This is a genomic window from Streptomyces bluensis, from assembly GCF_014650715.1.
Classification (GTDB): Bacteria; Actinomycetota; Actinomycetes; order Streptomycetales; family Streptomycetaceae; genus Streptomyces; species Streptomyces bluensis.
The window spans coordinates 242,298-257,213 of sequence record NZ_BMVM01000013.1 but is presented as its reverse complement, the minus strand read 5'-3'; the positions used below and the strand labels follow the sequence as shown (position 1 = coordinate 257,213).

At 69.3% G+C, this 14,916-nt stretch carries 6 protein-coding genes and 1 tRNA gene; 6 read left to right on the top strand and 1 reads right to left on the bottom strand.

Going from position 1 to position 14,916, the window contains the following annotated elements:
* Nucleotides 1–162: 162 nt before the first annotated feature.
* Both IE262_RS28555 and IE262_RS28550 read left to right on the top strand, forming a co-directional pair.
* Nucleotides 163–828, top strand: coding sequence for a DegT/DnrJ/EryC1/StrS family aminotransferase (locus IE262_RS28555; protein ID WP_189877733.1), 666 nt, complete (start codon nt 163–165; stop codon nt 826–828).
* A 118-nt stretch (nt 829–946) separates the two neighbouring features.
* Nucleotides 947–1,019, top strand: a tRNA-Thr gene (locus tag IE262_RS28550).
* Between the two features lie 50 nt (nt 1,020–1,069).
* Here the strand turns inward: IE262_RS28550 and IE262_RS28545 are convergent.
* The gene (locus IE262_RS28545; RefSeq protein WP_134041302.1) at nt 1,070–3,841 is read right to left on the bottom strand and encodes a SpoIIE family protein phosphatase; all 2,772 of its coding nucleotides are present in this window, start codon (nt 3,839–3,841) and stop codon (nt 1,070–1,072) included.
* Between the two features lie 374 nt (nt 3,842–4,215).
* On the opposite strand from IE262_RS28545, the gene IE262_RS28540 reads away from it, so the two are divergent.
* The 4 genes from IE262_RS28540 to IE262_RS28525 all read left to right on the top strand — a co-directional run bounded on the left by IE262_RS28540 (nt 4,216) and on the right by IE262_RS28525 (nt 14,868).
* Complete coding sequence (locus tag IE262_RS28540; protein WP_189877691.1) at nt 4,216–9,720, top strand: HAMP domain-containing protein; 5,505 nt, start codon at nt 4,216–4,218, stop codon at nt 9,718–9,720.
* 328 nt (nt 9,721–10,048) lie between these two features.
* Nucleotides 10,049–10,732 (top strand): response regulator, encoded by a 684-nt coding sequence (locus tag IE262_RS28535; protein ID WP_134041298.1) that lies wholly within the window; start codon nt 10,049–10,051, stop codon nt 10,730–10,732.
* Between the two features lie 266 nt (nt 10,733–10,998).
* Nucleotides 10,999–13,731 (top strand): DNA translocase FtsK, encoded by a 2,733-nt coding sequence (locus IE262_RS28530; protein WP_189877689.1) that lies wholly within the window; start codon nt 10,999–11,001, stop codon nt 13,729–13,731.
* A 267-nt stretch (nt 13,732–13,998) separates the two neighbouring features.
* Entirely contained in the window at nt 13,999–14,868 is an 870-nt protein-coding gene (locus IE262_RS28525) for a helix-turn-helix domain-containing protein (protein ID WP_189877687.1), read from the top strand.
* Nucleotides 14,869–14,916 lie beyond the last annotated feature (48 nt).

Below are 14,916 nucleotides of genomic sequence, written 5' to 3'. Positions count from 1 at the left end.
GATGGTACTGCAGGGGGGACCCTGTGGGAGAGTAGGACACCGCCGAACAAATATTGAGAGAGTTGGTCCCCGAACTTCGGTTCGGGGACCAACTCTTTTTTGTTTCGCGTCACTTCCTGTTCACGTTGCGCCACCAGCATCCGAAGTATGAGTGCAGCCGCAATGCTCAGAGCCGCAGGCATCGGCGTAGGTGACGAGGTCATCGTGCCGGCGTTCGGGAACGTAGAGGTCGCCGAGGCCGTGCAACTGGCCGGTGCGGTGCCGGTGTTCGCCGACATAGATCCGGGGACGTACTGCCTGGACGCCACCGCCGTCGATGCCGCCGTCAGCGAGCGCACCGCGGCCGTGATCGTCGTGCACCGCTTCGGCAGGACCGCGGACATCGCACGACTGCGTGAAGTCGGGCAACGGCGCGGGCTGTTGGTGCTGGAGCAGGGCGAGACAGAGAAGCCGTACGACGAGGTCGCGCAGCGCAGGGCGCATGCTGCCCATCTCAGCGGTCGGCTGCGCGGGGTGCGCACCCCGGACGGTGGTGGTGAGCACACCTACCAGCAGTACGTCGTGCGGGTGCCCGGCAACGGGCGGCCGGACCGCGACGCCTTCGCGCGTGCCTTGCGGGCCCGGGGGATTGAGTGCCGGGTGCCGGTCAAGACACCCGTGCACCGCATGCCGGAGTTCCGGCGGGACGTCTGCCTCCCGGAGACCGAGCTCGCCTCGGACGAGACGCTGGCACTGCCCGTGGACGGCTCGCTCACCAGGCGGCAGGTGCAGCGTGTCGTCTCCGCCTGCAACGCGCTGGGCGGACTGCTGCAACCCGCCTTCCGGTGAGTCCGATCCCGCGTCCACAGGGCGTGGGACGGCCCAGAGGGCTGCTGGTGCGGAGCACTCATCAGTTCGGGGTATGATCTATTCCGTTGCCGCGAGGGAAACCCCGAAAAGGCGACAGGCCCCTATAGCTCAGTCGGCAGAGCGTCTCCATGGTAAGGAGAAGGTCAACGGTTCGATTCCGTTTGGGGGCTCTGACAAAAGGCCTCGCCCTGATGGGCGAGGCCTTTTCTGTGTGCGCGTGTCAGTCCTTGTGGAGGCCCGGCACGCGCATGGCGAGGATCGCCATGTCGTCGGACGGGGCGTCGGACGCGAAGCGTTCGACCGCGCGCATGATGCGGGCCGCGACCGCGCCCGCCGTCAGGCCCGTGCACGTGGTCAGGACGTCCGTGAGGCCGTCGTCGCCCAGCATGCGGGTGCCCTCGCGGCGTTCGGTGACGCCGTCCGTCACACACAGGAGGACGTCACCGGGATCGAGGGTGACCGTCTGCTCGTACAGCTCCAGGTCCTCCATGACGCCGAGCAGCGGCTGGGGTTCCGCGGCCGGTTCGACCGAGCCGTCCTGGCGTAGGCGGAGCGGGAGCGGATGGCCGGCGCAAACCACCTTCAGGATGGCGCTGCCGTCCTCCTGGGGCCACAACTCGCCGTACAGAAGCGTCAGGAAGCGGCTGCGGGCGCCCTCGTCGATGATGGCGGAGTTCAGGCGCTCCAGGACCGCGGGGCCGCCGAAGCCCTCCCGGGCCAGCAGGCGCAGGGCGTGGCGGGCGAGGCCGGTGACCGCGGCCGCCTCCGGGCCCGTACCGCAGACGTCGCCGATGGCGAAGCCGTACGCCCCGTCGCGGATCGGGAACAGGTCGTAGAAGTCACCGCCGACCTCGTTGCCCTCTCCGGCCGCGCGGTAAATGACCTCGACCTCGACGCCCTCGACTTCCGGCAGTTCGGGCGGCAGGAGGCTGCGCTGGAGGGACTGGCTGATCGCCGTGCGCTCCGAGTACAGGCGGGCGTTGTCCAGCGCCAGGGCCGCCCGGCGTGACAGGTCCTCGGCCAGTTCCAGGCTCTCCTGGCGGAAGTGTTCGTCCGTCGGCCTGCCCAGCGCCAGCATGCCGATCACGCGGTTGCGGGCCACCAGGGGCAGGACCACGGTCTCGCCGCCCACCGCCGCGGCCGTCGCGAGCGTGGTGCCGATGCCCGAGCTCACCGTCGCGGGCTCGCCCAGGCCCAGGCTGCGCATGGACGTGCGCAGCGCCGCCTGGTGGGCCGCCTCGGCGGGGGCCGACCAGACGCGGGCGCCCGGAGTGGGGATCGGGTCCGGCGGGGGAACCTTGGACAGCAGGGCCTTGATGCCGTCGATGCGCTCCTCGTCCTCGTGGAGGACGTACGACAGGTAGGGCTCCGAGGCCTGGTCGGCGATCGTGTAGACCGCGCACCAGGTGGCGAGGGTCGGGATCGTCATCTGGGCCATGAGCGCGAGGGTCTGGTCGCGGTCCAGGGTGCCCGCGAGGAGGTCGGAGGCCTCGACGAGGAAGCTGAGCGAGCCGCGGCGCAGGCGCTCCAGTTCGCCGAGGCGGGCCGACTCGACGGCGAGGGCGATGCGGTCGGCGGCGAACTGCAGGCGCAGTGCCTCCTCGTTGGAGTAGCGTCCCGGTGCCTCGGCCGCCACGCCGAGGGAGCCGGTGAGGCGGCCTTCGACCTTGAGCGGGACCGTGACGACCGAGCGCATGCCCGTGCCGCTGAGCAGCGGTACGGCGCCGGGGACCGCCGTGAGGTCGTCGTGGACCGCCGGCATGCGGGCCGAGCCGTAGCGGCCGGGCCCCGCCTCGACCGGGACGCGGGCGAAGCGCTGGCGGGCGGAGGGGAGGCCCGTGGAGGCGCGAACCTCCAACTCCGTTTCGTCGTCCGTCGCGAGGAGCAGGAACGCCGAGTCGCCGTCGAGCATGTCGCGTGCGCGTTCGACCGTGCGCTGGAGGAGGCCGTCCAGGTCGTCGGGGGCCGGGGAGCCGATGAACACCTCGAAGGGGTCCGTCGGTTGGCCGTCAGATGCCGCCGTTGTGTCCGAGGCCGGGACGCGCACCGGCGTCTGGAGGACGGCGCGTTCGTGGTCCCGTACGAGAAGGCAGACGGTCGACGGGTCGCCGTGCGTGTCGCGGACGCGGAGATGTGAGGCGTACACAGGGGTCACGCGGCCGTTGGCGCCGCGGATGCCGTAACTGCCCTCCCAGCGGGACAGTTGGAGGGCCTCGGCGATGCCGGTGCTGGTGCCCGGGGTGTGCGGCCAGGCCGCGAGGTCGGTGAGGGGCTTGCCGGTGACCTGCTCGGCCGCGTACCCGAACAGTTCCTCGGCGTCCTCGTTCCAGGCACCGATCGAGCCCGTGCGGTCGATCTGGACCACGGCGACGCGGACCCGGCCGTCGGCGAGCGGGAGGAGGTCGGCGGGGAGGGAGGGGCCGGCCGTGCGCGTGCCCACCGGCCGTTCGGGCAGGTCGAGATGGAACCACACCTGCTTGTGTGTGGGCGTGTAGTCGACGCCCCAGCGCGCCGCGAGCGCCGCGCACAACTGGAGGCCGCGGCCGCCCTCGCGGTCGGGGCTGCCCATGTTGACGGATGTGGTCTGGAGGGGGATCTCGCGCTCGGGGTATCTGTCGGCGACCTCGATGCGTACGCCGTCGTCGGCGCGCAGGCAGAGGACGTCGGCCGCTGTGCCCGCGTGGACCACCGCGTTGGTGACCAGTTCGCTGGTGAGCACCACGGCGTCGTCGACGATGTCGGCGAAGCCCCAGCCCTGGAGGGTGTCACGAACGAAGGACCGGGCGGTCGCGACCGATCGCCCGACGGGCTCGAAACTGGCGGCCGCGCGCGCGGTGATCACAGAACTCCTTGTCCGGTTCTCGACGTGCGGGAGGACGTGCGGGGAGGCGTGCGAGGATCCCCGGCCGTCCCGCTCCTGCCCTTGCAGAGGCTGGGTCTCCGTCGGCCGAGGATCCTGGGGTGGGCCCCCGGGATGCAGTCCGGTGGTCATGGTGCGGCCGCCCCTCCGATGCCTGCCCGGTCGTCTTCGTGCCACCGCCCAGGCCGGTCGTGCCGGCACGGCTGGACAGCCGCATGCAAGGTTACTTACCTTCGCCGTCCATGCGGATGCCGGTCGGCTGTGTTTCCGCCTGGAGGGTGTGCGGGCCGTGTGCGAAGCTGCCGAACTGTTATGGCCTGGTTCAGTGATGGTGAAACACTGGGCAAGCTTCCAAGGAGGGTCCGGGCAGGTGGGGTGCCTTACGTGCAGGCGGGGCAGCAGCATCCAGCCGACCCTGGTATATCGGGCAGGCAGTGTTAACCGGTACGCCGAGTGGTAGCCGAGTACGCAGTGCAGTAGAGGTCAACCCCTGCGGGAGGGACACAGTGGAGTCTGGCGCAGCGACGCGGGGCACTAAGACGCGCGCGAAAGGCGGACAGTCCCTGAGCAAGCAGCGCACATCGCGCAACGGCACCACCACGGTGGACACCGCGGCTCTGAACAAGCTGCTGGCGGCGCTGGAAGCGATGCGTGACGGCAACTTCCGCAAGCGGCTGACGGTCACCGGTGACGGCGTGCTGTCGGAGATCGCGGCCGTCTTCAACGAGGTGGCCGACCGGAACCTGCACCTGACGGGTGAGATGTCGCGCGTGCGGCGCGTGGTGGGGCGCGAGGGCAAGCTCACCGAGCGGCTGGAGACGGGGGCCTGCGAGGGCTCGTGGGCGACCGCGATCGACAACTCGAACGCGCTGGTCGACGACCTCGTACGGCCCGTTTCCGAGGTCGGCCGGGTGCTGTCCGCGGTGGCCGACGGCGATCTGTCGCCGCGTATGGAACTGCGCGCCCAGGGCGCCGACGGGAACGGGCATCCCCTCCGGGGGGAGTTCCTCAAGGTGGGGCGCACGGTCAACAACCTGGTGGATCAGCTGTCGACCTTCACGGACGAGGTCACCCGTGTGGCCAGCGAGGTCGGCACCGAGGGCAAGCTGGGCGGCCAGGCACGCGTGCGTGGTATGTCCGGTTCGTGGAAGGACCTCACGGATTCCGTCAACACGATGGCGTACCGGCTGACCGCGCAGGTGCGCGACATCGCGCTGGTGACGACGGCCGTCGCCAAGGGTGACCTGTCACGGAAGGTCACGGTTCATGTGGCCGGCGAGATGCTGGAGCTCAAGAACACCGTCAACACGATGGTGGACCAGCTTGCCTCGTTCTCCTCCGAGGTGACCCGGGTCGCGCGCGAGGTGGGTACCGAGGGTGAGCTCGGCGGCCAGGCGCAGGTGCCCGGGGTGTCGGGAGTGTGGAAGGACCTCACCGATTCGGTGAATCTTATGGCCGGCAATCTGACGGCCCAGGTGCGCGGAATCGCACAGGTGACCACCGCCGTCGCCAACGGTGATCTGTCGCAGAAGGTGACGGTGAGCGCACGCGGCGAGGTCGCGCAGCTCGCCGAGACCATCAACCAGATGACGGAGACACTGCGGACGTTCGCGGACGAGGTCACCCGTGTCGCCAACGAGGTCGGTGGCGAGGGCCGCCTCGGTGGTCAGGCGAACGTGCCGGGGGCCGCGGGCACCTGGAAGGACCTGACGGACTCCGTCAACACGGTGTTCCGCAACCTCACCACTCAGGTGCGCGACATCGCCGCCGTGACGACCGCCGTGGCGAACGGCGACCTGTCCCAGAAGGTCACCGTCGATGTCGCCGGCGAGATGCTGGAGCTGAAGAACACCGTCAACACGATGGTCGACCAGCTCTCCGCGTTCGGTGCCGAGGTGACCCGTGTGGCCCGTGAGATCGGCGTCGAGGGTGAACTGGGCGGCCAGGCTCAGGTGCCCGGTGCGGCCGGTACCTGGAAGGACCTGACGGACTCCGTCAACACGGCGTTCCGTAACCTCACCGGACAGGTGAGGAACATCGCCCAGGTGACGACCGCGGTGGCCAACGGCGACCTCTCGCAGAAGGTCACGGTCGATGTGTCCGGCGAGATGCTTCAGCTGAAGAACACCGTGAACACGATGGTCGACCAGCTGTCCGCGTTCGGTGCGGAGGTCACCCGGGTGGCCCGGGACGTGGGCACCGAGGGCCGGCTGGGCGGTCAGGCCCGCGTGGACGGCGTCTCCGGCACGTGGAAGGAGCTCACCGACTCCGTCAACTTCATGGCGGGCAACCTCACCTCGCAGGTGCGGCAGATCGCCCAGGTGACGACGGCGGTGGCGCGGGGTGACCTGTCGCAGAAGATCGACGTGGACGCGCGCGGGGAGATCCTGGAGCTGAAGAACACCCTCAACACGATGGTGGACCAGCTCTCCGCGTTCGCCGACCAGGTGACGCGGGTGGCCCGCGAGGTGGGTACGGAGGGCCGGCTGGGCGGTCAGGCGCAGGTGCCCGGGGTCGCCGGTGTGTGGAGGGACCTCACCGAGTCCGTGAACGGTATGGCGGGCAACCTGACCGGCCAGGTGCGCAACATCGCTCAGGTCGCGACGGCGGTGGCGCGGGGTGATCTGTCGCAGAAGATCGACGTGGACGCGCGCGGGGAGATCCTGGAGCTGAAGAACACCCTCAACACGATGGTGGACCAGCTCTCGAACTTCGCCGAGCAGGTCACGCGGGTGTCCCGCGAGGTGGGTACGGAGGGCATCCTCGGCGGGCAGGCCGAGGTCCAGGGCGTCTCCGGCACCTGGAAGGATCTCACGCAGTCCGTGAACGGCATGGCCAACAACCTGACCATGCAGGTGCGCAACATCGCCGAGGTCACGACGGCCGTGGCCAACGGAGACCTGTCGAAGAAGATCACGGTCGACGCGAAGGGCGAGATCCTCGAACTGGTCACGACCGTCAACACGATGGTCGACCAGCTGTCCAACTTCGCCGAGCAGGTGACCCGTGTGGCCCGTGAGGTGGGCACGGAGGGCCAGCTGGGCGGCCAGGCCCGGGTGCCCGGGGTCACCGGTATCTGGAAGGACCTGAGCGACAACGTCAACGTGATGGCGGCCAACCTCACCAGCCAGGTGCGGCAGATCGCCCAGGTGACGACCGCGGTCGCCAACGGTGACCTCACCAAGAAGGTCACCGTGGAGGCGAGTGGCGAGGTCGCCCAGCTCGCCGACACCGTCAACACGATGGTGAAGACCCTGAGCTCGTTCGCCGACCAGGTGACCCGGGTGGCCCGCGAGGTGGGCACGGACGGCATCCTCGGCGGTCAGGCGCACGTGCCGGGTGTCGCCGGTACCTGGAAGGACCTCACCGAGTCCGTGAACGGCATGGCGTCCAACCTGACCGGCCAGGTGCGCAACATCGCCATGGTCACGACGGCCATCGCCAAGGGTGACCTCACCAAGAAGATCGACATCGACGCGCGTGGCGAGATCCTGGAGCTCAAGACCACGATCAACACGATGGTCGACCAGCTCTCGTCCTTCGCCGAGGAGGTCACCCGCGTCGCCCGCGAGGTGGGCACGGAGGGCGCCCTGGGCGGCCAGGCACGCGTACGGGACGTCGACGGCACCTGGCGCGACCTCACCGAGTCGGTGAACGAGATGGCCGGAAACCTGACCCGGCAGGTGCGCGCCATCGCGCGCGTGGCCACCGCCGTCACCCGCGGCGACCTCAACCTGAAGATCGACGTGGACGCCTCGGGCGAGATCCAGGAGCTTCAGGACTACATCAACAAGATGATCGCCAACCTGCGCGACACCACGATCGCCAACAAGGAGCAGGACTGGCTGAAGGGCAACCTCGCCCGTATCTCCGCCCTGATGCAGGGCCGCCGCGATCTGGCGGACGTGGCCTCGCTGATCATGAGCGAGCTCACCCCCGTCGTCTCCGCGCAGCACGGCGCGTTCTTCCTCGCCATGCCGCTCGTCGACGGCAAGGACCTGAAGGACCTCGGCAGCGGCAACGACGACGCGTACGAGCTGCGCATGCTCGGGTCGTACGGCTACTCCATGGGCTCCATGCCGACGTCGTTCCGGCCCGGTGAGGCGCTCATCGGGACGGCCGCCATGGAGAAACGCACGATCCTCGTGGAGAACGCGCCGAGCGGCTATCTGAAGATCTCCTCCGGGCTCGGCGAGGCACCCCCGGCCCAGGTCATCGTGCTTCCGGTGCTCTTCGAGGGGACCGTGCTCGGCGTCATCGAGCTGGCCTCGTTCACGCCGTTCACGCAGATCCAGAAGGACTTCCTCAACCAGATCGCCGAGATGATCGCGACGAGCGTCAACACGATCTCGGTCAACACCAAGACCGAGGTGCTGCTGAAGCAGTCGCAGGAGCTGACCGAGCAGCTGCGGCTGCGCTCGGAGGAGCTGGAGCAGCGGCAGAAGGCCCTCCAGGCGTCCAACGCGGAACTGGAGGAGAAGGCCGCGCTGCTGGCCCGGCAGAACCGCGACATCGAGGTCAAGAACACCGAGATCGAGGAGGCGCGGCAGGTTCTGGAGGAGCGCGCCGAGCAGCTCGCCGTGTCCATGCGGTACAAGAGCGAGTTCCTGGCGAACATGTCGCACGAGCTGCGCACCCCGCTCAACTCGCTGCTGATCCTCGCCAAGCTGCTCGCGGACAACGCGGAGTCGAACCTCACGCCGAAGCAGGTCGAGTTCGCCGAGACGATCCACGGGGCGGGCTCCGACCTGCTCCAGCTGATCAACGACATCCTCGACCTGTCGAAGGTCGAGGCGGGCAAGATGGACGTCTCCCCGACTCGTATCGCGCTCGTCCAGCTCGTCGACTACGTGGAGGCCACCTTCCGGCCGCTCACCGCGGAGAAGGGCATCGACTTCTCCGTACGGGTGTCGCCGGAGCTGCCCGCCACGCTGCACACCGACGAACAGCGGCTCCTGCAGGTGCTGCGCAACCTGCTGTCCAACGCGGTCAAGTTCACCGACACGGGCGCGGTCGAACTGGTCATCCGGCCCGCGAGCGCGGACGTCCCGGTGGCCATCCGGGAGCAGTTGCTGGAGGCCGGCTCGCTGCGGGACGCGGACGCCGACCTGATCGCGTTCTCCGTGACCGACACCGGCATCGGCATCGCGGCCAGCAAGATGCGGGTGATCTTCGACGCCTTCAAACAGGCCGACGGGACCACCAGCCGCAAGTACGGCGGTACGGGTCTGGGGCTGTCCATCTCGCGGGAGATCGCGCGCCTGCTCGGCGGTGAGATCTACGCGCAGAGCGAGCCCGGACGCGGCTCCACGTTCACCCTGTATTTGCCGCTGCACCCGAGTGAACTGCCGCCGCAGGGATACACGCAGCCCGCGGCGGCGATGATCGAGCCCGGCGAGCTGCTGGCGTCCGCGGTGGGGGAGCTGCCCCCGCCGGACATCGAGACCCCGGCCGAGGTGAGGTCGTACCACGCGACCCAGAACGGGCCCGCGGCGCTCTTCAGGCGGCGCCGCAGGGCGCTGCCGACGGTCGAGCAGCGCCCCCAGCCCACCGCGGCCTCCGGGCCCTCGGGGCAGGAGCAGCGGTCGGCGGGCGGCCAGGAGGCCGCGGCTCACCCGCGCAGGGGCATCCGGTTCGCCAGCGAGAAGGTGCTGATCGTCGACGACGACATCCGTAACGTGTTCGCGCTGACCAGTGTCCTGGAGCAGCACGGTCTGTCGGTGCTGTACGCCGAGAACGGCCGCGAGGGCATCGAGGTCCTGGAGCAGCACGACGATGTGGCGGTGGTCCTGATGGACATCATGATGCCCGAGATGGACGGCTACGCGACGACGACGGCGATCCGGCGGATGCCGCAGTTCGCCGGGCTGCCGATCATCGCGCTGACCGCCAAGGCGATGAAGGGCGACCGGGAGAAGGCCATCGAGTCGGGTGCCTCGGACTATGTCACGAAGCCCGTCGACCCCGATCACCTGCTCACGGTCATGGACCAGTGGATGCGCGCCGAGTGAGTGTCCGGATGCTCCGTGTACGATCCGGCGACTGGCACGCCAGGGGCAGCGAGTCGCCGCCGCGGCGCGCGGGACATCGCACAACTGGCCATGGCCGCAGCCGTGTAGAGGGACCCGATTCGGGGAACCTTCTGGTCTCCCGCTACGTTTCCGCTACGTGCACAGTGACATCACGGTGACAGGGTGTGGCGACGGGCGGGGTGCGGCTACCATGACCGGCACAAGGACGGGCGACGCAAGGGAGTCGTCCCCTGGGGCGACGCCCGGCGGTGTCGTCCCAAGTCCTGAGGACAGGGGAGGCCCCACGCCGGGGCGAGGAGGGCGGGCCATGGTGCAGAAGGCCAAGATCCTCCTGGTCGATGACCGGCCGGAGAATCTGCTGGCGCTGGAGGCCATTCTCTCTGCGCTCGATCAGACGCTGGTGCGGGCATCGTCCGGGGAGGAAGCGCTCAAAGCGCTACTGACGGACGACTTCGCGGTCATTCTGCTGGACGTCCAGATGCCGGGTATGGACGGATTCGAAACCGCTGCGCACATCAAGCGGCGGGAACGGACGCGGGACATCCCGATCATCTTCCTCACCGCCATCAACCACGGCCCGCACCACACGTTCCGCGGGTACGCGGCGGGCGCGGTGGACTACATCTCCAAGCCGTTCGACCCGTGGGTGCTGCGGGCGAAGGTCTCGGTGTTCGTCGAGCTGTACATGAAGAACTGTCAGCTCCGCGAGCAGGCCGCCCTGTTGCGGCTCCAGTTGGAGGGCGGTGGCAAATCCGCGGTCGGTGACAGCAAGGAGCCGGTCGGACTCCTCGCGGAACTGTCCGCGCGGCTCGCGGCGGTCGAGGAGCAGGCCGAGGCGCTGTCCAAGCAACTTGACGACGAGTCGGCGGACGCGGCGGCGGTGGCCACCGCGGCGCACCTCGAACGCAAACTGACGGGCCTGCGCAGGGCGCTGGACGCGTTGGAGCCCGGGACGGGGAGCGGGGCGCCTTCTGTGCCGTCGCAGAACTGAGCGGTGTCTGTGCCGTGCGGTGACATCTTGTACGGGCCGAGTGTCGTGGCTGGGGCCTGAGGTTCTCGCCCCCGCCGCCCCTACCCGTCCCATCCGTGGGGGCTGCCGGCCCCCAGACCCCGCACCGGCCTGAACGGCCTTGTCCTCAAACGCCGGACGGGCTGGTTGCCCGTCACGTCAGTTTGCGGGCCTCGCCATCGCGACACGAACGGGTGAAGCAGAAACCACGCGTGTCCCCTGTAGGCTCCACCGGTAACCTCACACTCATGGCCTCACGTCAGTCCGCAGCCAAGAAGCCCGTGAAGAAGGCGGCCGCTCCGTCGAAGGCTGCGGCGAAGAAGGCCCCTGCGAAGAAGACCGCGGCCAAGAAGGCGCCCGCCAAGAAGGCCCCGGCGAAGAAAGCAGCCCCGCCGAAGCCGGCGCCCAGCCCGACCGGAGGCGTGTACAGGCTCGTGCGCGCCGTCTGGCTCGGTGCCGCGCACGCGGTCGGCGCCGTGTTCCGGGGCATAGGGCAGGGCGCGCGGAGTCTCGACCCGGCGCACCGGAAGGACGGCATCGCGCTGCTGCTGCTCGCGCTGGCCCTGATCGTCGCCGCCGGCACCTGGTCCAATCTGCGGGGTCCGGTAGGCGACCTCGTCGAAATGCTCGTCACCGGCACCTTCGGGCGGCTCGACCTGTTGGTGCCGATACTGCTCGCGGTCATCGCCGTCCGGTTCATCCGGCACCCCGAGAAGCCCGAGGCCAACGGCCGCATCGTCATCGGTCTGTCCGCGCTCCTCATCGGTGTGCTCGGTCAGGTCCACATCGCGTGCGGGGCGCCCGCGCGCAGCGACGGCATGCAGGCGATAAGGGATGCCGGCGGGCTCATCGGCTGGGGCGCCGCCACACCCCTCACGTACACCATGGGGGAGGTTCTCGCCGTACCGCTCCTCGTGCTGCTCACCGTCTTCGGGCTGCTCGTCGTCACGGCGACCCCGGTCAACGCCATCCCGCAGCGGCTGCGGCTGCTCGGCCGGAAGCTGGGCATCGTCCAGGACGACACCGACGAGGAACTCACCGAGGACGACCAGCGCTACGACGACCAGTGGCGCGAGTCGCTGCCCCCGCGTTCCCGGCAGCGCAGGACCACCTCCGAGGCGTACGACCCGGACAGCGCCGAGCGGGAGGCCCTCTCACGGCGCCGTGGGCGTCCCCGGAGGGCCGCCGCCCCGCAGCCCGATCCGGACCGGCCCAGGGACGCCGTGGACGTCGCCGCAGCCGCCGCCGCAGCCCTCGACGGCGCGGTCCTGCACGGCATGCCGCCCTCACCCCTCGTCGCCGGCCTCACCCAGGGCGTCACCGCCGAACGCGACGGCTACGAGGAGACGACACCCGTACCGGCCGCGCGCTCCAAGGCGTCCCAGCAGGCCGCCAAGCAGCCCCGGCAGGAGGAGCTGAACGCGGAGGTCCCCGACCTCACCAAGACGCCGCCCGCCACGACCCGCGATCTCCCGCCGCGTGCCGAACAACTCCAGCTCGCCGGCGACATCACCTACTCCCTGCCCTCGCTGGACCTCCTCACGCGCGGGGGCCCCGGAAAGGCCCGCAGCGCGGCCAACGACGCCATAGTCGACGCCCTGACGACCGTTTTCACCGAGTTCAAGGTCGACGCCCGTGTCACGGGCTTCACGCGCGGGCCGACGGTCACGCGCTACGAGGTCGAGCTCGGTCCCGCGGTGAAGGTCGAGCGGATCACCGCGCTGACGAAGAACATCGCGTACGCCGTCGCCAGCCCCGACGTGCGGATCATCTCGCCGATCCCCGGCAAGTCCGCGGTCGGTATCGAGATCCCCAACACCGACCGCGAGATGGTGAACCTCGGCGACGTCCTGCGCCTCGCCGACGCCGCGGAGGACGACCATCCCATGCTGGTCGCGCTCGGCAAGGACGTCGAGGGCGGCTATGTGATGGCCAATCTGGCGAAGATGCCGCATGTGCTCGTCGCCGGTGCGACCGGCTCCGGCAAGTCGTCGTGCATCAACTGCCTCATCACCTCCGTCATGGTGCGCGCCACTCCCGAGGACGTCCGCATGGTCCTCGTCGACCCCAAGCGTGTCGAACTGACCGCCTACGAGGGCATCCCGCACCTGATCACGCCGATCATCACCAACCCCAAGCGGGCCGCCGAGGCGCTCCAGTGGGTCGTACGGGAGATGGACCTCAGGTACGACGACCTCGCGGCGTACGGCTACCGGCACATCGACGACTTCAACGCGGCCGTGCGCAGCGGCAAGGTGAAGTCGCCGGAGGGCAGCGAGCGCGAACTCCAGCCGTACCCCTATCTGTTGGTGATCGTCGACGAGCTGGCCGACCTGATGATGGTGGCGCCCCGGGACGTCGAGGACGCCATCGTGCGCATCACGCAGCTCGCGCGCGCGGCCGGCATCCACCTGGTGCTCGCCACACAGCGGCCGTCGGTCGACGTCGTCACGGGCCTCATCAAGGCGAATGTGCCCTCGCGGCTCGCCTTCGCCACCTCCTCGCTCGCCGACTCGCGCGTCATCCTCGACCAGCCGGGCGCCGAGAAGCTGATCGGCAAGGGCGACGGGCTCTTCCTGCCGATGGGGGCCAGCAAGCCGACCCGGATGCAGGGCGCGTTCGTGACCGAGGACGAGGTCGCGGCGGTCGTCCAGCACTGCAAGGACCAGATGACGCCCGTCTTCCGGGACGACGTCGTCGTCGGCAGCAAGCAGAAGAAGGAGATCGACGAGGACATCGGCGACGACCTGGACCTGCTGTGCCAGGCGGCCGAGCTGGTCGTCTCCACGCAGTTCGGGTCCACCTCGATGCTCCAGCGCAAGCTGCGCGTGGGCTTCGCCAAGGCCGGGCGGTTGATGGACCTCATGGAATCGCGCAACATCGTGGGCCCGAGCGAGGGTTCGAAGGCGCGCGACGTCCTGGTGAAGCCCGACGAGTTGGACGGGGTGCTCGCGGTGATCCGTGGCGAGACCGACGGGTAGACAGCCGGTTGCCGGGAAGAAGGCTGTCAACGGGTGGCGCACAGCCAAACGGAGTAATCGAACATGCCTCGCCCGTAAGGAAATGGTGGGCAACCGTTTCCCGTCGTCGTACGTCAAATTGAGGGAGGCGAAAGACGTCTGCCTCACCCTCAGGATGTCCGGCCGTTCTGATGGCGTAAAACTCCGACCGCCCGGTTGCCCCACCCTTTCGTACCCCCCCTAGACTGACCTACCAGCACAGGTGGCTACACGCTCGAAAGGCGCCCCGTGTCCATCGGCAACTCCCCTGACGGCAACTCCCCCGAAGACGAGCGTCCGTTCGAAGAAGACCGCGACGAACGTGAGGCGGAACGCCCCTCGATCGGCCGTGCCCTCCAGCAGGCGCGCATCGATCTCGGGCTGACCGTCGACGACGTCAGTAGCGCCACCCGGGTCCGCATCGCCATCGTGCACGCGATCGAACAGGACGACTTCGCCCCCTGTGGCGGGGACGTCTACGCGCGCGGGCACATTCGCACGCTCGCGCGCGCGGTGCGCGTCGATCCCGCGCCGCTGCTCGCGCAGTACGAAGCCGGCCACGGCGGGCGCCCCGCCCCCACCCTGGCGGCACCGCTGTTCGAAGCGGAGCGCATCCGTCCCGACCGGCACGGGCCGAACTGGACCGCCGCCATGGTCGCCGCGATCGTCGTGGTGATCGGCTTCGTCGGCTTCACGCTGTTCAGCGGCGGTGACGACGACGGCGGCACGCCGGCGGTCGCCGAAGGAGCCACGCCCACGACGGGCAAGCCCGACTCCTCGCCCACGCCCAAGAACGACAGGGCGGACGGCGCCCCGAAGCCCGACGCGTCCGAAAGCGCCATCGCGGCCGCACCCCAGAACAAGGTGACCGTCCGGGTCAGTGCCGACGACGGACGCAGCTGGATCTCGGCCAAGGACCACAACGGCCGGCTGCTCTTCGACGGGCTCCTGGAGCAGGGCGACTCCAAGACCTTCCAGGACAAGGAGAAGATCGACCTCGTCCTCGGTGACGCGGGCGCGATCCAGCTCTATGTGAACGGCACGAAGATCGACGACAAGTGGCAGCCCGGCGCAGTCGAACGCCTGACGTACACGAAGGGCGACCCCGAGGCCGGATAGGCGATGCGGTTCGGTTCGCACGGACGAGCCAAACGGGGGTGCGGGCAC